Origin of the sequence: Candidatus Didemnitutus sp. (assembly GCA_019634575.1) — a bacterium.
In the GTDB taxonomy this organism is placed as follows: domain Bacteria; phylum Verrucomicrobiota; class Verrucomicrobiia; order Opitutales; family Opitutaceae; genus Didemnitutus.
Genome location: JAHCAY010000002.1, coordinates 517,268 through 536,038, shown reverse-complemented (window position 1 = coordinate 536,038; position 18,771 = coordinate 517,268). Strand labels below are relative to the sequence as shown.

19 protein-coding genes and 1 tRNA gene are annotated in these 18,771 nt (G+C 67.1%); 14 read left to right on the top strand and 6 right to left on the bottom strand.

The annotated features are described in order from the left end of the window. Positions 1 to 1,299, top strand: a complete 1,299-nt coding sequence (gene clcA, locus KF715_17435) for a H(+)/Cl(-) exchange transporter ClcA (GenBank protein ID MBX3738481.1) — start codon at positions 1 to 3, stop codon at positions 1,297 to 1,299. A 3-nt stretch (positions 1,300 to 1,302) separates the two neighbouring features. On the opposite strand, the gene KF715_17430 is transcribed toward clcA, so the two are convergent. Both KF715_17430 and KF715_17425 read right to left on the bottom strand, forming a co-directional pair. Beyond that, entirely contained in the window at positions 1,303 to 1,689 is a 387-nt protein-coding gene (locus KF715_17430) for a DUF4260 domain-containing protein (GenBank protein MBX3738480.1), read from the bottom strand. A 42-nt stretch (positions 1,690 to 1,731) separates the two neighbouring features. After that, positions 1,732 to 2,223 carry a YchJ family protein gene (locus KF715_17425; protein MBX3738479.1) on the bottom strand — a complete coding sequence of 164 codons (492 nt, stop codon included), beginning with the start codon at positions 2,221 to 2,223 and terminating at the stop codon, positions 1,732 to 1,734. Positions 2,224 to 2,324: 101 nt separating this feature from the next. On the opposite strand from KF715_17425, the gene KF715_17420 reads away from it, so the two are divergent. The 5 genes from KF715_17420 (at position 2,325) to KF715_17400 (ending at position 7,842) form a co-directional block, all read left to right on the top strand. Beyond that, positions 2,325 to 3,263 carry a phosphatidylserine decarboxylase gene (locus tag KF715_17420; protein MBX3738478.1) on the top strand — a complete coding sequence of 313 codons (939 nt, stop codon included), beginning with the start codon at positions 2,325 to 2,327 and terminating at the stop codon, positions 3,261 to 3,263. 6 nt (positions 3,264 to 3,269) lie between these two features. Beyond that, positions 3,270 to 4,826 carry an amidase gene (locus KF715_17415; GenBank protein ID MBX3738477.1) on the top strand — a complete coding sequence of 519 codons (1,557 nt, stop codon included), beginning with the start codon at positions 3,270 to 3,272 and terminating at the stop codon, positions 4,824 to 4,826. 73 nt (positions 4,827 to 4,899) lie between these two features. Beyond that, a tRNA-Leu gene (locus KF715_17410) sits at positions 4,900 to 4,980 on the top strand. A 198-nt stretch (positions 4,981 to 5,178) separates the two neighbouring features. Then, positions 5,179 to 6,369 (top strand): MFS transporter, encoded by a 1,191-nt coding sequence (locus KF715_17405; protein ID MBX3738476.1) that lies wholly within the window; start codon positions 5,179 to 5,181, stop codon positions 6,367 to 6,369. Between the two features lie 84 nt (positions 6,370 to 6,453). Further along, entirely contained in the window at positions 6,454 to 7,842 is a 1,389-nt protein-coding gene (locus KF715_17400; GenBank protein MBX3738475.1) for a hypothetical protein, read from the top strand. A gap of 87 nt (positions 7,843 to 7,929) precedes the next feature. Here KF715_17400 and KF715_17395 read toward each other — a convergent pair whose 3' ends face one another. The 3 genes from KF715_17395 to KF715_17385 form a co-directional block, all read right to left on the bottom strand. Next, the gene (locus KF715_17395; protein ID MBX3738474.1) at positions 7,930 to 8,253 is read right to left on the bottom strand and encodes a hypothetical protein; all 324 of its coding nucleotides are present in this window, start codon (positions 8,251 to 8,253) and stop codon (positions 7,930 to 7,932) included. Between the two features lie 273 nt (positions 8,254 to 8,526). Then, positions 8,527 to 9,681, bottom strand: a complete 1,155-nt coding sequence (locus tag KF715_17390; protein MBX3738473.1) for an alanine racemase — start codon at positions 9,679 to 9,681, stop codon at positions 8,527 to 8,529. Next, complete coding sequence (locus tag KF715_17385) at positions 9,678 to 10,631, bottom strand: threonine/serine dehydratase (protein MBX3738472.1); 954 nt, start codon at positions 10,629 to 10,631, stop codon at positions 9,678 to 9,680. Before KF715_17385 ends, KF715_17390 begins: the two co-directional genes overlap by 4 nt. Positions 10,632 to 10,913: 282 nt before the next feature. Between KF715_17385 and KF715_17380 the strand changes: the two genes are divergently transcribed. From KF715_17380 to KF715_17360, 5 genes are all read left to right on the top strand, one after another. Continuing rightward, positions 10,914 to 11,300 (top strand): VOC family protein, encoded by a 387-nt coding sequence (locus KF715_17380; GenBank protein MBX3738471.1) that lies wholly within the window; start codon positions 10,914 to 10,916, stop codon positions 11,298 to 11,300. 44 nt (positions 11,301 to 11,344) lie between these two features. Next, complete coding sequence (msrA, locus tag KF715_17375) at positions 11,345 to 11,971, top strand: peptide-methionine (S)-S-oxide reductase MsrA (GenBank protein MBX3738470.1); 627 nt, start codon at positions 11,345 to 11,347, stop codon at positions 11,969 to 11,971. A 248-nt stretch (positions 11,972 to 12,219) separates the two neighbouring features. After that, positions 12,220 to 13,230: a glycosyltransferase gene (locus KF715_17370; GenBank protein ID MBX3738469.1), complete on the top strand. Its 1,011-nt coding sequence runs from the start codon at positions 12,220 to 12,222 to the stop codon at positions 13,228 to 13,230. 71 nt (positions 13,231 to 13,301) lie between these two features. Further along, a complete protein-coding gene (locus tag KF715_17365; GenBank protein ID MBX3738468.1) occupies positions 13,302 to 15,329 on the top strand; it encodes a S9 family peptidase in 2,028 nt (675 codons plus the stop codon). Positions 15,330 to 15,333: 4 nt separating this feature from the next. Then, complete coding sequence (locus KF715_17360; protein MBX3738467.1) at positions 15,334 to 16,092, top strand: hypothetical protein; 759 nt, start codon at positions 15,334 to 15,336, stop codon at positions 16,090 to 16,092. On the opposite strand, the gene KF715_17355 is transcribed toward KF715_17360, so the two are convergent. Then, positions 16,039 to 16,485: a hypothetical protein gene (locus KF715_17355; protein MBX3738466.1), complete on the bottom strand. Its 447-nt coding sequence runs from the start codon at positions 16,483 to 16,485 to the stop codon at positions 16,039 to 16,041. The genes KF715_17360 and KF715_17355 overlap by 54 nt on opposite strands. An 84-nt stretch (positions 16,486 to 16,569) precedes the next feature. On the opposite strand from KF715_17355, the gene KF715_17350 reads away from it, so the two are divergent. From KF715_17350 to KF715_17340, 3 genes are all read left to right on the top strand, one after another. Then, positions 16,570 to 17,373: an Hsp33 family molecular chaperone HslO gene (locus KF715_17350; protein ID MBX3738465.1), complete on the top strand. Its 804-nt coding sequence runs from the start codon at positions 16,570 to 16,572 to the stop codon at positions 17,371 to 17,373. 100 nt (positions 17,374 to 17,473) lie between these two features. Beyond that, positions 17,474 to 18,049, top strand: a complete 576-nt coding sequence (pnuC, locus tag KF715_17345) for a nicotinamide riboside transporter PnuC (protein MBX3738464.1) — start codon at positions 17,474 to 17,476, stop codon at positions 18,047 to 18,049. After that, positions 18,046 to 18,675, top strand: coding sequence for an ATP-binding protein (locus KF715_17340; GenBank protein ID MBX3738463.1), 630 nt, complete (start codon positions 18,046 to 18,048; stop codon positions 18,673 to 18,675). The genes pnuC and KF715_17340 overlap by 4 nt, the downstream gene beginning before the upstream one ends. Positions 18,676 to 18,771: the final 96 nt, after the last annotated feature.

The following is an 18,771-nucleotide window of genomic DNA, read 5'->3' as shown; positions in this document are numbered from 1 at the left end:
GTGAAACGCCGTCACATCGTGGTGAAGGCGGTGCTCGTGGGCGTCATCGCGGGCGTGCTCGCCTCGATCTTTCGCCTCGCGCTGGAGCGGGCGGAAATCTGGCGGGAGCACGCGGTCGCCAGCGTGGGCGGGTGGGGATTGCCGGTGTCGATCGCGTTGAGCGCGGCGGCGGGAGCGCTCGGCGTCTGGCTGGTGCGCCGGTTCGCGCCGCACGCGTCGGGCAGCGGCATTCCGCAGCTGAAATCGATCCTGTTGCGCGAGTCGACGCCGGAGTGGCGGCGGTTGCTGCCGGTGAAATTTTTCGGCGGCCTGCTCACTACCGGCAGCGGATTCGCGCTCGGACGCGAGGGTCCGACCGTGCAGATGGGCAGCGGCATCGGGCACATGGTTTCGGAGCTGTTCAAGGTGCGCGAAGGCGAGGGCGAGCGCCGTGCGCTGATGAGCGCGGGCGCGGGCGCGGGGCTCGGCGCGGCGTTCAACGCGCCGCTGTCGGGCGTGGTGTTCGTGCTGGAGGAACTGCACGGAAATTTCACGCCGGTGATGTTCGTTGCGGCCTTCCTCGCCTCGGTGTCGGGCGACGTGGTGGCACGCCTGCTGACGAACGAGCTGCCGGTGTTTCACCTGAGCGGAATGATCGCACCCGGCGTCGCGACGGTGCCGTGGGCGGCGTTGCTCGGCGTGCTGGCGGGAGCTTTCGGCGTGTTTTTCAACCGCGTGCTGCTGCTGACGCTCGATTTTCGCGATCGCGCGGTGCGCTGGTCGGGCTGGGCGATCGGCGGCGCGGTGGGTGCCATTGTCGGCTTGGCCGCGTGGCTGGTGCCGGGATTGGCCGGCTCGGGCGGCCCGCTCGTCCAGGCGGCGTTGGCGGGGCAGATCGCGCTGGGCGCGCTGCCGCTGTTCATCGTGGCGCGGTTTTGCCTGACGATGGTGAGTTACAGCTCGGGGGCGGCCGGCGGCATCTTCGCGCCGCTGCTCGGGCTCGGTGCGCTGGGCGGCTTGTTGTTCGGCGCGGGCGTGCATGCCGTCGTGCCGCATGGTGCGGCGGGGCTGACGCCGGCGATTTTCTGCGTGCTGGGCATGGGCGCGATGTTCACCGCGATCGTCCGCGCGCCGCTCACCGGCATCGTGCTGATGATCGAGTTGACTGGCGTCTACGGCTTCATGCTGCCGCTGCTGGTCGCGTGTCTCACGGCCTACGGCGTGGCCGAGGCGCTCGGCAATACGCCGATCTACGAGGCGCTGCGGTTGCGCAGCCGCGCGCCGACCGCGCCGACGGCAGCGCCGGCGGCCACGGCGTGAGGGTCAGCGTTCGCGGCCGATCCGGCCGAGGTGCGTGAAGCGGAAACCCTCGACCGATTTCAAGCCGTAGCCGAGGGCGCGATCGAAGCCGATGTGCGCGCACCAGATCAACGCGACGCCCAGCAGGTCGCGTGCAAAAGGAAAGTGGTCGCCGAGGCCCAAGGTCAACGCGACCAAGGCGCCGGGCAGCAGGTAGGAGTGCGCGATGTTGTAGGCGCGTGCGCCGATCCGCGGGCCCGCGGCGTAGCCGATCATCGAGAGATCGGGCGCGAGGAAGAGCACGCCGAACCAGAGCCACGGGAGCTGGTTGTGACGGTAGAGCACCGTCGCCAGCGCGAGCGCAACGAGGCCTTCCGCACGCAGCCAGAGGCGGGCAAATGAGGTGTCCATGCCGGAAATCCAGCGGCACGCGCCGGGCGCGTCAGCGGCAAATCAGGCCGCGGCGCCGCAGCACTTCTTGTATTTCTTGCCGCTGCCGCAGGGGCAGGGGTCGTTGCGGCCGACCTTCGGCTGCTCGCGACGGTAGGTCGTGCCGGGGCCGTTGACCTGGCCGGTGTAGACCCAGCGGTCGTCCTCGCGACCGAAGAGCGCGATTTCGAAATGTTCGTGCTCCTCGCCCTGCATCTTGAACTTCGCGGTGAACTCGACCGCGCCGATCTTGTCGTCGGCGCCGCCCTGCTCGGTGCGGGAGATGGTCAGGCCGAGCCACTCGGATTCCTCGGACCATTTCTTGGCGGCGGGAGCGTCGAAGGTCTTGCGCTGATCGGCGCTCAGTGTGCGTTCGAGGTGGCCGATCTCGTGTTTGACGTGCGCGGTGTAGCGCGAGCGCATCAGCGCTTCGGCCGTGGGCGCAGGAGCGCCCGCGATGATCGGACCGCAGCAGGCATCGAAGTTCAGACCGGAACCACAAGGGCAGAGACTCATGTGCGGAGGTTAGCCGGGGAAGGGGCCCGGAAAGCAATCCCCAATCGTCAGCGCGTTTTCTTCCTTTGCCTCGCGCCGGGTTTGGGTGAACGTGGCCGCGCATGCCGTCGACGCCCGAGGAGCCCATCCGCTATTTCCACCGCGCCAAACGCGTCGTCGAGACCGAGACGGTCTACGGCGAAAAATGGCTGCGCTGGACCTACGAGAGCGCACTCGGCCGCGCCTCGCTCAACGCCCTCGTGCGTCGTGCCTGGCTCTCGCGCTACTACGGCTGGCGGATGTCGATGGCGGACAGCACGCGCCGCATCCTGCCGTTCATCATCGAATACGGGCTCGACGTGGACGAGTTCGCGAAGAGCCCGTTCGTTTTCAAATCGTTCAACGAGTTCTTTTATCGCGGGCTGAAGGAGGGCGCGCGGCCGATCGCCGCGGCAGACGACGAACGTGTGGCGGTGTTACCCGCGGACGGGCGCCATCTCGCGTTCCAGAACGTCGACGGCGCGGAAGGCTTCTACGCGAAGGGCCAGCGGTTCGACCTCGCGTCGTTCCTCGGCGAAGCGCATCTGCCCGAGGAGAAACGCGTGCTTTCGCGCGAGTTTGCCGGCGGCTCGCTGCTCATCTCGCGACTCTGCCCGGTCGACTACCATCGCTTCCATTTTCCGGTGGGCGGCATGCCCGGTGAAGCACAGCTGATCAACGGCTGGCTCTACTCGGTCTCGCCGATCGCGCTGCGCCGCAACCTCGCCTACCTCTGGGAAAACAAGCGCATGGTCACGCTCGTCGAATCGCCGGCGTTCGGCCGCGTCGCAGTGTGCGAGATCGGTGCGACGATGGTCGGCACGATTTTCCAATCCTACGTGTCGGGCCGCGCGGTCGCGAAGGGCGCGGAGAAGGGCCTGTTCCGTTTCGGCGGCTCGTGCGTCGTCACGATCTTCCAGCCGGGTCGCATCACGTTCGACCGCGATCTCGTCGAGCAGAGCGCCAGCCAGCTCGAGGTCTACGCGCGGATGGGCGAGCGGCTCGGCGTGGCGACGCGCTGATTTTCCATGAAACGTCTCGTGCTGGTGTTCCTCGCCTCGGTCGCGCTGTTGCGGGCCGATTTTCGCTGGGCCGAAAAATCCGTCGCCGAACTCCAGGCCGAGATGGCGGCGGGACGCGTAACGTCCGAGCAACTCACGCAGGACTACCTCGCGCGCGTCGCGGAGATCGACCGCGCCGGCCCGAAACTCAATGCCGTGCTCGAACTGAATCCCGACGCGCTCGCCATCGCCCGTGAGCGCGACGCCGAGCGACGGGCGGGGAAAGTGCGCGGACCGTTGCACGGCGTCCCGTTTCTTGTGAAGGACAATCTCGACACGGCGGATCGCATGCAGACGACGGCCGGTTCGCTCGCCCTCGTCGGCCAGCGGGTTCCGCGCGATGCGCACGTCGTGGCGCAGCTGCGCGCCGCCGGCGCGGTCTTGCTCGGGAAGGCGAACATGACCGAGTGGGCGAATTTCCGGGGCAACAATTCCAGCAGCGGTTGGAGCGGTCGTGGCGGACAGACGCGCAATCCCTACGCGCTCGACCGCAATCCGTCCGGCTCGAGCTCCGGCTCGGCCGCGGCGGTGTCCGCGAATTTGTGCGCGTTCGCCATCGGCACGGAGACGAACGGCTCGATCGTTTCGCCGGCATCGGCGTGCGGCGTGGTCGGTTTCAAGCCCACCGTCGGACTCGTGAGCCGCAGCGGCATCATTCCCATCGCGGCTTCGCAGGACACGGCCGGGCCGATCGCGCGCAGCGTCGCGGACGCCGCCCTTGTGCTCGCCGCGATCGCCGGCCCGGACGAACGCGACGACGCGACGCGGGAAATCCCGCGCGCAACGCTCGCCGAGCTCACGGTGCCATTGCCGGCGCACGCGCTGCGCGGTGCACGCATCGGCGTGGTGCGCGGACCGTTCGGCATTCCGGCGCGGCTCGACGGCGCGCTCGACCACCTCGTCGCCCAACTGCGCGCCGCCGGGGCCGAAGTGACCGACGACGTGAAGATCGCTACGCTGGGCAAGTTCGGCGGCGCGACCTACGACGTGCTTTCCTACGAGTTCAAGGACGGCCTGAACCGCTACCTCGCCGAGCCGGGCCGCGTGACGCCGATGAAGATGCTCGCCGACGTGATCGCCTTCAACGAGGCGCATGCGGCGGAGGAGATGGCGTTTTTCGGGCAACAGGATCTGGTCGCGGCCGAGAAACGCGGACCACTCACCGAGCGTGCCTATCTCGACGCGCTGGCGACATGCCGCCGCCTCGCGCGCGGTGAGGGCCTTGACGCGACGTTCGCCGCCGGAAAATTCGACGCGCTTGTCATGCTCACGCGCGGTCCGGCGGCGTTGACGGATCATGTGCTGGGCGAGAGCAGCGCTGGCGGCAGTTCGACGATGGCGGCGGTGGCCGGATATCCGAGCGTGACGGTGCCGGCGGCGGAGATGTTCGGACTTCCGGTGGGAGCGTCCTTCGTCGGCCGCGCGTGGGACGACGCGAAACTGCTCGCGCTCGCCGCCGATTTCGAGACGCGCACGCACGCGCGGCGCGCGCCGGAGTTTTTGTCCGCAGCCAAGGTGCCGTGAGGCGTGCGGCGAAGAAACGGCTCTTGCCTTCGTCTTTCCGCAATCCGAAATCCTCAATCCGCAATCGCCGCACGCTCGGGTGATGGAATGGCAGACATGCGGGTCTTAGAAGCCCGTGACGCAAGTCGTGTGGGTTCGAGTCCCACCCCGAGCAATTTTTCGGAATGAAAGACTGAGGACGGAAAACCAGCGGCCCTGAGTGCCTTGCTAATCCGGCGCGGAGCGGTGCTGCTAGAACAGGCGGGTTTCTTGACTCGGGCGCCGACCTAGCGGCTAGTGGGCGCGCATGAGTCCACGCCCGACCCGCGCTACGGAAAGCGCGCTGACCTCTTCTGCTGCCCACGCGACGGTGATGAACGTCTTGTTCGCGCTCAGCGTCGCGCACCTGTTGAACGACACGTTCCAGGCGATGTTGCCGGCGATCTACCCGCTGCTGAAGGATTCGTATCACCTGACGTTCACGCAAATCGGTTTGATCACGCTGACCTACCAGCTGACGGGTTCGATGCTGCAGCCGGTGGTCGGCTACTTCACGGATCGACGGCCGCAGCCGTTTTCGCTGCCGGTGGGGATGACGTTCACGCTCGGTGGCATGGCCCTGCTGTCGCAGGCGCACACGTTCTCCCTGATGGCGCTCGCGGCCGGCATGATGGGCGTGGGCTCGTCGGTGTTTCATCCGGAGGCGTCGCGGGTGGCGCGCATGGCCTCGGGCGGGCGGCACGGCTTCGCGCAATCGCTCTTTCAGGTCGGCGGCAATTTCGGCACGTCGCTCGGGCCGTTGCTCGCGGCGGCGGTCATCATCCCGCGCGGGCAGGCGCACATCCTGTGGTTCACGTTGGTGGCGCTCGGCGGCATCGCGCTGCTGACGCGCATCGGCCAATGGTATCGGGCGAACATGCACCGGCTGAAGGTGCGGCCGGCGGCGCATGGCGACTTCGTGCCGGTGAAGCTGAGTCGCGGCAAAGTCGCGTGGGCGCTCGTCGTGCTCGTGGCGCTGATCTTCTCGAAATATTTCTATCTGATCAGCCTGACGAACTACTACACGTTCTATCTCATCGGAAAATTCGGCGTGTCGGTGCAGCTCTCGCAGGTTTACCTGTTCGTGTTCCTGTTCGCCGTGGCGGCGGGCACGATCATCGGCGGGCCGGTGGGCGATCGCATCGGACGCAAGCGCGTGATCTGGATCTCGATCCTCGGCGTGGCGCCGTTCTCGTTGCTGCTGCCGCACGTCGGGCTTGCGGGCACGGTGGTGCTGACGGTCTTCATCGGTCTGATCCTTGCGTCGGCGTTCTCGGCGATTCTCGTTTACGCGCAGGAATTGTTACCGGGCAACGTCGGCCTCGTGGCCGGATTGTTCTTTGGGCTCGCGTTCGGCGCGGCCGGCATCGGCTCGGCGCTGCTCGGGCACCTGGCGGACCACACGAGCATCGCGACGGTGTTCGATCTCGCGGCGTGGTTTCCGTTGATCGGGTTGCTCACGGCGTTCCTGCCCGAGGTCGAGGTGCGGCGGCCGCGGCCGGGCGCCGCTGGGAAAAGCTCCTGAGGCGGACAGTTCGTTCGCGAGGATTTGCGATGGCGGGCGGCGGTGAGGCGCGGAGAATTCCGCGCAACCCCAACCCCTTATCCCATGACGACTCGCGTTTTCGTGCTGTTGGCCAGTGTCGCCGCGTCGCTGTGCATGCCTGTCGTGGCGCACGCGAAAATCGGCGATCGTTTTCCCTCGGAGAAGAAAGTGGTGATCGATCCGGTCACAGGCGTGCCGCTGACGTTTCTGACCAGCACGCCGGTCGGGGATTCGAAGATTTATCCCACGCACCGCCAATGGACCGCCGACAGCAAATGGGTCGTGTTCCGCTCCAATCGCGTGCGCGGCGAGGCGATGGCGGTGAACGAGGAGTCGGGCGTGATCGTGCAGGTGACCGAGGGCGGCTACATCGGCATGCTGTGCCTCGCGCAGCATGCGATGAAGATGTATTTTTTCCGGCCCGAGGGCGGCGTGCGGCTGCCGCCCGAGCGTCGTGCCGGTAGCGAGGCGGGCCCGCGAGGCGAGCGCGGTCCGGCGCGGCCGTCGCAACTGGTCGAGGTCGATCTCGGGAAACTCTTTGCCGACAGCGAGGCCGGCCGCGGGACGCAGGCGGCGGACTACGAGCGCGTGTGCGGCACGATCCCGCTCGAGTGGGGCGCGGGTGGCGATCTCGCGATCGACGCCGCCGAGGACGTGGCGTATTTTCGCGTCGCGAAGGAGGAGGCGGCGAAGCACCTGCGGGCCGACGCGAAGATCGAGCCGAACTTCGGCCCGCGCAACATGGGCGCGGGTCCGACTGGACTCGGGCGCATGGACCTGAAGACCGGTGCGCTGCAGTTCATCGTCGCGGTGCCGTTCCAGATCGGCCACGTGCAGACGAACCCGTGGGTGTCCGGCGAAATCGTTTTCTGTTGGGAAACCGGCGGCAAATCTCCGCAGCGGACGTGGACCGTGCGCGGTGACGGCTCGGGCCTGCGGCCGCTGTTCCCGGAGGCGCCGTGGGATTGGGTCACGCACGAGGCGGTGATCACGAAGGACGAAGTAGCGTTCGCGCTGATGGGCCATCGCGCACCCGGCACGAACGACGCCTGGGGGCCGTCCGGCACGCGCGAGCACCCGACCGGACTCGGCATCGTGAACCTCCGCACCCGTGAGATGCGCATCGCGGGCCAGACCAAGCGCGGCAGCGGCCTCTGGCATGTGCACGGTTCTCCCGACGGGCGCTGGGCGGTGGGCGACGACTTCGGCCGCAATCTCTACCTCATCGACCGCACGAACGACGAAATGATTCTCCTCACGGCCGGCCACAAGGCCACCGCGGCCGACCACGTGCATCCGACCTTCAGTCCGGACGGCACGCGCATCGAGATCGAGTCGGCCATGCTCTCGGCCGACGGGCGCGCGATGAACATCTGCATCGTGCCCGTGCCGGAAGCGCTGTTGCAGCGCACGTATCCGAAGCCGGCGCCGTTGGTGCAGGAAAATCCGTAAGCGCGGCGCACGCGACATTCGCGTGCGCCGACGCTCCGCGCCGCGCGTCCTGCACCGAACGCGCGGCGGGGCGTCCTATGGCTAAACTCAGGCGGCGGCCGAGGCGCCGGCGAACATCCGCAGGATCACGTCGCCGCCCGGCAACTGGGCGAAGAACATGTCGCGGCGCTGTCTGGCCTCGTTGAGATTGGCGGTCTTCAGCGAGGCGCGGATGCGCTGCTTGGTGAACGGATCCGGGAACAGCGTGTAGTGAATGAACCACGTCCCGTTGTTGTTGAAGAGGTGGTGATTCGGTCCGCCCGAGTTCGCCTGCGGGCGAGTGGAGAGGCGGGGGAAGCCCGGATGCACGCGCGCGGCGGGAGTCGGGGCTTCAGCGTTCAGGGTAACGACGGGAGCGGTGGCGGTGTTCATGGGAGAAAACAAAAAGGCCGCCCTGGATTGGGCGGCCTGTGATTTGGAAAGGGGATTTAGGTTGGAATCTAAATTGGCTGTTACAGGGCGCCCGGGAGTGTTCGCGTAATAGCTTTCGACGTGGTGTTATACCACGGCGTAAGCATCAGCGAGACGTTGGAGCGGACCTGAATCATTTAAGGTGCACGAGGACTACGGGCACGGCGGCGCACGTCAACGCTGCGTTTGGGGCTATGACAGGAACCTGTCTCCGCGCGCAGAACGCTGATTCTCTCACCAACCGTTCACGCGCGGCCATTCGGCGACGAGATCGCGGCTGCCGTTGACGACGAAATAGCGGTCGTGTGCGGCGGCGGTCGGGCAGGCGTGGTTCGGCAGGATGCGCAGGCGCGTGCCGATCGGGAATGTCTCCGGCGCGAGCGGGTGATCGCTCACGACCAAGCCGTGTTCCTGCCACGTGCGCTGCACGCGCAGGCCGGGGAGCAGCTGCCCGTCGAGGTCGCAGACGAAGCCGTAGCCGGCATTTTTCTCGGGCGAGAGTGCGGCGGTCGCGGTGTCCTTCGAGAGCGCGAACGAGCCGGCATCGATCAGAAATTCGTTGGGACGATGCGCGGGACGCCCGATCACTTCCGTGAGCACACTGAGCGCGATGTCGTCGTAACGGCACGCGCCGATGCCGGCCTGGTAGCAGTCCCAAAACATGTAGACGCCCGCGCGCAGCTCGGTGATGCCGGCGAGGTCGGCGACGGCGACAGCGGTCGGGCTGGAGCCGAGGCTGAGCATCGCGCACGGGAAACCGGCGGCGTGGAGGCGAGCGGCGGCGACGCGCAGCGCTTCGGCTTCGAGGGCGGCGGCGTGCGCGAAGCCGGCCGCATCGCGTTCTGCGTAGGAAAATCCGCCGTGCGTCGCGACGCCGGCAAAGAGTGGTCCGAGTTCCTGGGCGACGAGCACGAGTTCGTTGCTTTCCGGTGGCAGGCCGCCGCGGCGGTCCCCGCTGTCGATCTCGATCAACACGCGGAAGCTCACGCGTTCGGTGCGCGCGCATTCGCGCAGCGCGTGCGCGGCAGCGACGTGGTCGACAATGACCGCCAGGTCGACGCCGCCGTGCGCCAAGGCCGCCGCGCGCGCCAGTTTTCCCGGGCCGAGGCCGACAGCGTAGAAAATGTCGCGCCAGCCGTGATGCGCGAAGTATTCCGCTTCGCGCAGTGTGGAAACGGTGATCGCACCTTCGGGCGGCGGGGCGGCGAGGTGGCCGATGTCGGCGCTCTTCGCCGTCTTGAGGTGCGGACGGAAGCGCACGCCCTTGATGGCGGCGGTCGCGGCGAGGTGCGCAAGATTGTGCGCGAGTTTGCCGCGTTCGAGGACGAGGCAGGGCGTGGCCAGTTGCTCGAGCGAAGAGGACGATCGGGTCGGAAAGACGGAGCTCATTTTTTCAGCCAGGGAAGTTTTTCGAGGTCGACGTTGCCGCCGGTGAGAATGACTCCGACGCGGAGACCACGGACATCGAGGCGGCCGGACTGGATCGCGGCGAACGGCACGGCGCAGGACGGTTCGACGACGAGCTTCAGGCTTTCCCAAAGCGTGCGCATCGCGGTGACGATGGCGTCTTCGGAAACGGTGACGATGTCGTCGACGTGTTGGAGGATGAGCGGGAGGTTGCGCTCGCCGGTGACGTTGGTGCGGAGGCCGTCGGCGATCGTGTCGGCGTGGGCGATGCTGATCGGTTTTTTCGCGCGAAAGGATTGCGCGACGTCGTCGGACGCGGCGGGTTCGACACCGATCACGCGAAGGCCGGGGCGTGCGCCTTTTGCGGCGATGGCGGTGCCGCAGAGGAGGCCGCCGCCGCCGACGGGGCAGAGCACGAGGTCGAGCGCGCCGGCTTGCTCGAGCAGCTCGAGCGTCGCGGTGCCTTGTCCGGCCATGACGGCGTAATCGTCGAACGGATGCACGAGCACCGCGCCGGTTTCGGCTGCGATGCGCGCGCACGCGGCTTCGCGTGCGGTGAGGTTCGGTTCGCAGAAGACGATGCGGCCGCCGTAGCGCTCGACGTTGCGGATTTTCGTCTGCGGCGCGTTGTGCGGCATGACGATGAAGCCCGGGATGCCGCGCCGCTGCGCCGCGCGTGCCACGGCGGCGCCGTGGTTGCCGGAGCTGTGCGTGACGACACCGTGGACGGCTGCGGCGTCGCTCAGTGAGAACACGGCGTTGGCGGCGCCGCGGGCCTTGAACGCGCCCATCGCCTGGAGGTTCTCGCATTTGAAGAACAGCGAGGCGCCGGCGGTGGCGTCGAGGGCGTCGTTGGTGAGGACCGGCGTGCGTTTGACGTGGGGCGCGATGCGGTCGGCGGCAGCGCGGATGGCGGCGAGGTCCAGAGACATGGCGAGCGGCGCTGAGTTGGCCATAAAGCGGCGCAAAGAGACACCAAAAACCACGCCGCGCCGCCCCATCGGGCAGGTTTCCTCCGCCGCCTCGTGCGCAGGTGCGCCGCCCGTTCCGGCGGGTCGGTGCGCTCCGGCGTCATTACGTATTACGTAATGAAGGCGCGGTCGCGTGGCGGGTGCGAAATGGGTGGGGGCGCGGCAAATTTGCGTATTGCGCAAGATTGCGCCGGGCGGCTCTGCGTTTGCGTTTGGGCGGGGCGCACCTACGTTCCGCGGGCCATGGCAGTCCAAAAGCTTCTCCACACCCGGATGCGCGTGAACGACATCGAGCGCACCGTGAAATTCTACGAAGACGCGCTCGGCCTGAAGGCCACCCGCCGCCACACGTCGCCGCGCGGCGCGCAACTGGTGTTCCTCGCGACGCCGAACAGCGACGAGGAAATCGAAATCTGCCAGATGCCGCCCGGTGCGCCGAGCGTGTCGGTGCAGCCCGATCTCATGCATCTCGCCTTCGAGGTCGACGATCTCGCGGCCTTCGCGGTGGAACTGCAGAAAAAGGGCTATGCGCTCAGCGATGGCCCGACGCAGACCGGCAGCGGCTCCGTGATCGCCTTCATCGACGCGCCCGAGGGCTACGAAGTCGAACTCATCCAGCGCGCCAAGTGACGCGTAAGGAATAGGACGAGGAGCTCGCGTCTCTCCTTTCCAACATGAAACGCCTCCCCCTGCTTCTGGCCGCGCTCGCGGCCGCTTTTCTCATGACCACGAATTCCTCCTCCGCGGCCGCGCCGAGCGGCCAGACTGAAACCGCCGTCTTCGCTTCGGGCTGCTTTTGGTGCACCGAGGCGGTGTTCGAGCACGTCCCGGGCGTGAAGAAGGTCACCAGCGGCTACACGGGCGGGCATACTGCCAACCCGACCTACAAGCAGGTCTGCGAAGGCGACACCGGACATGCCGAGGCGACGCGCATCGAGTTCGATCCGGCGGAGGTGAGCTACGCGCACTTGGTCGAGATTTTCTTCGAATCGCACGACCCGACCACGCTCAACCGCCAGGGGGCCGACGAAGGCACACAGTATCGCTCGGCGATCTTCTACGCCAACGACGCGCAGAAGGCCGCGGCCGAAGCCGGAAAGAAAGCGGCGCAAAAGGATTTCGATGACCCGATCGTCACCGAGATCACGCCGCTCGGAAAATTCTACGCGGCCGAGGACTATCACCAGGACTATTTCAAAAACAACCCGCACGCCGGCTATTGCTCCTTCGTGATCAAGCCGAAGGTGAAGAAGCTCCAATCGAAGGGCGTCATCTCATCCGAGCGCACGGTCGGAAATTGACGGTCGGGCGAGGCGCCAGGTTGTCGATCATTGCGAGACGCACAGCGCGCAGCGATCCAGCAGGATGGATCGCCGCGTCCGACTGCGCCGGGCTCGCGAGGACAGGCTCAGGAGTTGGCTGGCCGCTGGAGAAACGGACGCCGTGGCTCGCCCGCAAGCAGGCTTCGACCACGATTTCCGCCGGTTCCTCCTTTCGGCTTACGCGTGAAAGCTGGCGCTCGGTGCGGCAAATTATCTAACTTCGCGCCATGCCCCTCGTCTCCGTCGTGATGCCCGCTCGCAATGCCGCCGCCACGGTGGCGCGCGCGGTGGCGAGCATCCAAGGTCAGACTTTTCGCGACTGGGAACTCGTCGCGCTCGACGACGGTTCGAAGGACGCGACGCGGTTCATCCTGATCGAGATGGCGCAGATCGACCCGCGCATCCGCGTGTTGCGCACGAAAAGCGGCATCGCCGGCGCGTTGAACGCCGGCATCGCGGCGGCGGCGGGCGAGTTCATCGCGCGCATGGATGCCGACGACGAGATGCTGCCCGAGCGGCTGGCGAAACAGGTCGCCTTTCTCCAGGCGAATCCCGACGTCGGCGTCGTCGGCTCGTGCGTCGAGTTCGGCGGCGATCCGGTGAAGGCGGCCGGTTACGCGCTGCACGTGGAGTGGGTGAACTCGCTGCTCACGAGCGAGGAGATCACGCTGAATCGCTTCGTCGAGTCGCCCTTCGCGCATCCGAGCGTGATGTTCCGCCGGCATCTGGTCGACGATCACGGCAACTACCGCGACGGCGATTTCCCGGAGGACTACGAGCTGTGGCTGCGCTGGATGGATGTGAACGTGAAGATGGCGAAGCTGCCCGACACGCTGCTCACCTGGCATGATTTGCCGGACCGCGCCTCGCGCACCGATCCGCGTTACGCGCCGGAGGCGTTCTACAAGTTGAAGGCGTTCTGGCTGGCGGAGTGGTTGAAGCGCGAGATCGAGCCGCCGCGGACAGTCTGGATTTGGGGCGCGGGCCGGCCGACGCGCCAGCGCGCCGCGCACCTCGCGGAGCACGGCGTGAAAATCGCCGGCTACATCGACATCGATGCGAAGAAGACCGGCAAGAAGGTGGGCGGCGTGCCCGTCATAGCGCCGGCCGATCTGCCGCCGCGCGAACAGAATTTCGTGCTCGGCTACGTCGGCACGCGCGGTGCGCGCGACTACATCCGCACACAGTTGACCGCCACCGGCCGGCATGAAGGCCGCGATTTCCTGATGTGCGCTTGAGCGCGCGGGTGGTGCGCGGGTGCTTGCGTGGTGGGAGGCGGATCGCTTTTGTCGGGAGCCAAATTCTTCCGATGAAGCGAATCCTGATTGCCTTGGTGGCGGTCGCCGGCGCGTGGGGCTGCGCGCAGGCGGCCGAAAAAAAGTTGGCGCCGGTGCCGGCGGAGCAGCTGTTCCGTCTCTACCGTTACAATGAGATGAAGCTGTCCCCGAACGGCCGCTATCTCGCCAGCATCATTCCCTACGAGCACGACAAACACGACCGCCGCACGATTCTCGGCGTGTTCGATCTGGAGACGAAGCAGACCAAGGTCCTCGTGAACGACCCGTCGGCGTGGATGCGCAACTTCGACTGGGTCGGGGACGAACGGCTGCTTGTGCGTTATTGGGATGGAGGGCCGGCGTTGATGGCGCTCAACGCCGACGGCTCCGATCGCGTGCAAATCCAGGCGCCGCCCGGGCGTCTCGAACGGCTCGAGCCGGCGTGGCTGCTCGTCGGCGCGCAGGTGGTGCATCCGCTGATCGATCAACCGGACGAAGTGCTGATGGGCGAGACGCTCGCGCTCGATTTTTCGCCCGACCGGTTGTCCTATTGGCGCAAGGACCGGCACCGCGAGGTCGGACTTTACCGCGTGAACACGCGCACGGGCAAGATGACCACCGTGGTGCCCGATCCGGAAATGACGTTCAACTGGCTCTGCGACCGGCGCGGCAAGCCGCGCGTGGCGCTGAGTCTCGATCGCGCGGCGTTCGACGAGAGCTTTCGCTGGAAGGATCGCGCGCAGATGCCGCAGCTGCACGTCTACTGGATCGACGACGACGGCAAGGCGGAGCTCATCCCGGAGATTCGCGCCCGACTCACCGAGGCGTTCGCGCTCATCGGCGTGGAGGACGGCGGCGCGTCGTTTCTGTTCCGTGCCCGGCAGGGCGGCGATCGCGCGGCGGTGTGGCGCTACGACCGGACGACACATGCGGTTTCCGGTCCGGTGTTTGAAAACGCCTCCGTCGATCTCGGCGAGTCGATCGGCTCTCCCTTGGATGCAGGTCTGCACGCGGTGCTCGTGCCCGACGGACGCGCCAAGGTGCACTACTTCGATGCCGGTTTCGCCAAGCTGCAACCGATGCTCGACGAGGCGCTGGGCGAGTTCGTGAACGTCGTCAGCTCGTGGGATCGCTCGCGTCGCCGCCTGCTGATCGAGAGCCGGTCGACCCGCGAGCCGGGTCGCTATTATCTGTTCGACCAGCAAACCGGCGATCTCACCGCGGTGTTCTATCGCGGTCCGTGGCTGAACGATTGGAAGCTGGCGGAAAGCCAGCCGGTCACGATCCCGGCGCGCGATGGCGTGAAGCTCGCCGGTTATCTGACGCTGCCGCCCGGCGCGGACGGCACGAAGAAGCTCCCGTTCTTCCTGCTGGTGCACGGCGGGCCGCACGGCATCCGCGACCACTATGAATTCAATCCCGAGGTGCAGTTCCTCGCGACGCGCGGCTACGCGGTGTTACAGGTGAACTACCGCGGCTCGGGCGGCTACGGCCACGCGTTCGACGAACTCGCCGTCGGCGAATACGGCCACAAGATGCAGGACGATCTGACTGACGCGGCGCAGTGGGCCGTGGCGCGTGGCGTCGCCGATCCCGGCCGCTTGGGAATCATGGGCGCGAGCTATGGCGGCTACGCCGTGTTTCGCGCGCTGACGCGTGAGCCCGAATTGTTCAAGGTCGGTGTGTCGATGTTCGGTCCGTCCGACATGGCGCGGCAGATCGCGCATTTTCGCGACGACCCTAAGTTCGCCTACGCCTTCGCGTTGTGGGCGCACCGGGTCGGCGATCCCGACAAGGACAAGGCCGCGCTCGATGCGGTCTCCCCGCTCTACGCCGTCGACCGCATTCGCGCCCCGATGTTCATCGTCTACGGCGACAACGATCCGCTGATTCCCTACGCGCAGTCGGCCGATTTTGTGCGCGCTTTGCGCGCGGCGAAAAAGGACTTCGTCCGCTACGCGCCGGAGCGGGAAGGCCACGGCATCGAGGACGAGAGCGCGCGCGTGAAGATCTACCAGGCGCTGGACGAGTTTCTCGCGCAGCGCTTTCCCGCACGCTAGCCGCGTGGCGGAATTTGGCTTCCGGCGGTCGCGGCGCGCTCCTACAAAGCGCCCCGTGTCTCGCGGAGAAACGGAATCCCACGCCCGCCTGAAGACGCTCGCGCTCGCCTGGGCGCGGGCGAACGGCTTCGCCCTGGCGGCGTGCGAGGTGCGCGTGCCGCGCAGCGGTTTCCGCGCGGATGTGGCCGCACTGGAATCGGCGGGCGAGGGCAGGGTGGCGGTGTTCGAGTGCAAGCAGTCGCGCGCGGATCTGTTGAAGGATGCGCATGACGAAACGCACACGCGCACGGCCGTCGCGGCCCTCGACGGGCGCCGGGCCGCGCTGGAAGCGATGCTCACCGTGCATCGTCCGGAGTGCCGGACGGGCGATGCGCTGTGGCCGGAATTCGACACGTGCGACTTCAGCGGCGTCGAGCATCGCACGTATGCGCGCGTGCGGCGCGAGCTGGCGACATTGCAACGCCGCGTGCGCGAGGGCACGAAGTTCTCGCGGATGACGCGCTACCGCTGCGCGGATTTTCTCTGGTTGGTCGTGGAGCCGGATATTTTTGCCGTCGCGGACGTGCCGGCGAGCTGGGGCTTGCTCGTGCGGGCGGACGACACGCTGGTGGTGCGCCGGCCGGCGGAGCGACTGGAGGCGGCGCCGGCGCAGCGCGCGGCGTTGCGCCGTTGTCTGGAGCGTGTGGTGGCGCGGGCCGAGGGGCGTGAATCAGCGTTGGTGGCCGAGGACGGCGCTGACTTCGACGAGTTCGACTTCGGGTGACGCGAGCGCGGCGTGCCGGAGGCCGAGACGGAAGTCGGGCGAGTAGATTTCGTTCTCGCGCCCGGCCAGGGGGAATTTCCCGGCGAGGAACTTCGTGTAGCGTTCGTCGATCACGGCGCGGTCCTCGGGGCTGACCTCGATCGCAATGGGCGTGGGGCGGAGGGCGGCGAGACGCGCGACCGCATCGGCGATCTCCTGCTGACGGGCGGGCGTGAGCGCACCGAACGGGTGCTTCGGCTTGGAGCTGTCGAGGCCGGCGTCCTTGAAGTGGAAAGTGCCGAGCAGCAGAAGCAGCGGTTTCGGGCCGTCGTCGCCCATCAAACGGGGCGCGTCCACCGGGGCGGCGGGCAGCGATGAGGCGATGGCGAGGAGAAGGTGCAGAGTGCGGGACATGCGGCTGACTACCCTCCGCACGAGGACGGAGCTGCCGAAAATTCGTCCACTTGCCTTTCTGGTGCGACGGTTACACTCCGCGGCATGTCCGAATCCACACCTGAGCCGATCAATGGCGCTGAGATCATCACCGAGTTCGTGCGGCACCGCAATGTGCTGATCACGCGCGGGGACCTGAGTCCGTTGTTCGTGGATTACTACCTGCACCTCGCCGACCACCAGTTGAAGCCCGCGCCGGAGCACGACCGGTTGCTCAAGCAGGCGATGGCGGCCTTCGCGCTGCACTGCGCGTCGCGGCCGCGCTTCGAGCATCTCGCGTGGACGATCAGCCTGCAGGATCCGCGCGTGAACCTGTTTCTCGCGGGCGACAACGAGGACTGCACCGTGACCGGCCGTATCTTCACCGAGAATGTCCGCGAGGCGGAGAAGAACGTTTTCTATTCCGATCTCATGCCGCGGCGCGGCGCGGAAAAGCGACGCAGCGTGGTGAATTTCGACGGCGCCGACCTCTTCCAGGCGGCGGAGCATTACTACGCGACGAGCGAGCAGCGCATCGCGCGCTACTTCGATCTCGGCGAGGACCAGTTCGCGCTGTTGGTCTCGCACCCGGATTGCGACGAGGCGTGGCTCAAGCAGGTCGACACCGCGGGCGTGAAGGCGCTCGCGCAGACCGAGACCGTCTCGCGCATCGAGCGGCGCGCGTATCGCTGGCACTGCGGCTGCACGCAGCAGAAGATCATGGCTGCGCTGGCGCCGGCAGTGCGTGGCGGGCTCGAGGAACTTTTCGGCGAACAGGAATCCATCCATGTGCAATGTCCGCGTTGCGCGGCGGCGCACGTCATCACGCGCGAGGCGATGGAGGCGTTTCTGGCGGCGACCAAGAAGTGAACGAGCGCGGCACCGCGCGTGCGAATTCGGTGGTCATGGGCCGGCGCCACAGAGGGCGCACCCTCGACAATGCGGCGCGGTTGCGCTCGACTGCGCGGCTATGAGCGTTTGGGAAATCCTCGGCACCGTGCTCGGCGTCATCGGCGTATGGCTGATGATCCGCGAGAACATCTGGGGCTGGCCGGTCGGGCTCGTGCAGGTCGCGGTCTACGGTTGGGTGTTTTTCGACGCCAAGCTCTACTCCGACGTGATCCTGCAGGCGTGTTTCTTCGCGATCCAGGCCTACGGCTGGGCGCATTGGTTGCGGAGCAAGCACACCGCGGCGCACAGCGATTTGCCGGTGACGCGGCTTGGGGCCGGCGCGCTCGCGGGCTGGTGCGCGAGCGGGGCGTTGGCGACGGTGGCGTGGGGCGCGTTCATGCATCGCACGACGGACGCGGCGCTGCCGTATTGGGACGCGTTCATTCTCGTGTTCAGCCTCATCGCGCAATGGTTGCAGGCGCGGAAGGTGCTGGAGAACTGGACCGCTTGGGTCGTCATCAACACGGTTGCGGTCGGCGTGTATTGGGCGAAGGACCTGCGGCTGACGGCCGGGCTTTACGTGATCTTCTGGGCCATGGCGGTGTGGGGCTGGCGCGCCTGGTGGCGTTCGCTGGCGCAGGAGGTGCGGGCGTGAGCGAGGTGTTGCGCATCGCCGTCTACGGTCCGGAGTCGACGGGCAAAACCGAACTCGCCGCGCGACTCGGGGCGCATTTCGGCGCACCGGTCGTGGCCGAGTATGCGCGCGAGCGTTGCGATGTGCAGGGCGGCGTGCTCGGCCTCGAGGACATGGTGCCGATCGCGCGCGAGCAGTGGCGCCGCGAGGACGAAGCGGTCCGGCGAGCCGCCGAGCATTGTAACCTATTAGGTTACATCTCTGGTTCTCCCCGAGAGGGAGAAACGGGGGAATGTAACCTAATAGGTTACAAAAGGCCGGGGGTGGTGATCTGCGACACGGATGCGCTGACGACGATGCTGTGGAGCGATCTGCTCTATGGCACGACGCCGGACGAGTTGCGCCGTGGCGCGGAGAAACGCTGCCGCAATTACGCACTCTATCTGCTGCTCGACATCGATGTGCCGTTCGCGCCGGATCCGCAGCGGTGTTTTCCCGATCCGGAGGATCGCGAGAAATGCCGGCGCGTCTGGCACGGCGCGCTGGAGCGCCGGCACCTGCCTTACGCGTGGATTCGCGGCGACTGGGCGGAGCGCGAGCGGGCGGCGATCGCGGCGGTGGAGGAGTGCTTGCGCGGCGGTCGTTGAGTCGGGCCCGTCGGGCTGGGTGTGGGCGACGTCATCGCTTCCGCGTGTCGCTGCGGGGACGGCGGCGACCACCTGGCGAGGTGCGGCGCGCTGGCG

Excerpts from the sequence above, each read along its gene's own strand:
- KF715_17370 (MBX3738469.1), top strand. The coding sequence starts at position 12,220 with ATGCCCCTCGTCTCCGTCGTGATGCCCGCTCGCAATGCCGCCGCCACG.
- KF715_17350 (MBX3738465.1), top strand. The coding sequence starts at position 16,570 with ATGTCCGAATCCACACCTGAGCCGATCAATGGCGCTGAGATCATCACC.
- KF715_17415 (MBX3738477.1), top strand. The coding sequence starts at position 3,270 with ATGAAACGTCTCGTGCTGGTGTTCCTCGCCTCGGTCGCGCTGTTGCGG.
- KF715_17355 (MBX3738466.1), bottom strand. The coding sequence starts at position 16,485 with ATGTCCCGCACTCTGCACCTTCTCCTCGCCATCGCCTCATCGCTGCCC.
- KF715_17390 (MBX3738473.1), bottom strand. The coding sequence starts at position 9,681 with ATGAGCTCCGTCTTTCCGACCCGATCGTCCTCTTCGCTCGAGCAACTG.
- KF715_17400 (MBX3738475.1), top strand. The coding sequence starts at position 6,454 with ATGACGACTCGCGTTTTCGTGCTGTTGGCCAGTGTCGCCGCGTCGCTG.
- msrA (MBX3738470.1), top strand. The coding sequence starts at position 11,345 with ATGAAACGCCTCCCCCTGCTTCTGGCCGCGCTCGCGGCCGCTTTTCTC.
- KF715_17430 (MBX3738480.1), bottom strand. The coding sequence starts at position 1,689 with ATGGACACCTCATTTGCCCGCCTCTGGCTGCGTGCGGAAGGCCTCGTT.
- KF715_17420 (MBX3738478.1), top strand. The coding sequence starts at position 2,325 with ATGCCGTCGACGCCCGAGGAGCCCATCCGCTATTTCCACCGCGCCAAA.
- KF715_17380 (MBX3738471.1), top strand. The coding sequence starts at position 10,914 with ATGGCAGTCCAAAAGCTTCTCCACACCCGGATGCGCGTGAACGACATC.
- KF715_17385 (MBX3738472.1), bottom strand. The coding sequence starts at position 10,631 with ATGTCTCTGGACCTCGCCGCCATCCGCGCTGCCGCCGACCGCATCGCG.
- KF715_17395 (MBX3738474.1), bottom strand. The coding sequence starts at position 8,253 with ATGAACACCGCCACCGCTCCCGTCGTTACCCTGAACGCTGAAGCCCCG.
- pnuC (MBX3738464.1), top strand. The coding sequence starts at position 17,474 with ATGAGCGTTTGGGAAATCCTCGGCACCGTGCTCGGCGTCATCGGCGTA.
- KF715_17425 (MBX3738479.1), bottom strand. The coding sequence starts at position 2,223 with ATGAGTCTCTGCCCTTGTGGTTCCGGTCTGAACTTCGATGCCTGCTGC.
- KF715_17365 (MBX3738468.1), top strand. The coding sequence starts at position 13,302 with ATGAAGCGAATCCTGATTGCCTTGGTGGCGGTCGCCGGCGCGTGGGGC.
- KF715_17405 (MBX3738476.1), top strand. The coding sequence starts at position 5,179 with ATGAACGTCTTGTTCGCGCTCAGCGTCGCGCACCTGTTGAACGACACG.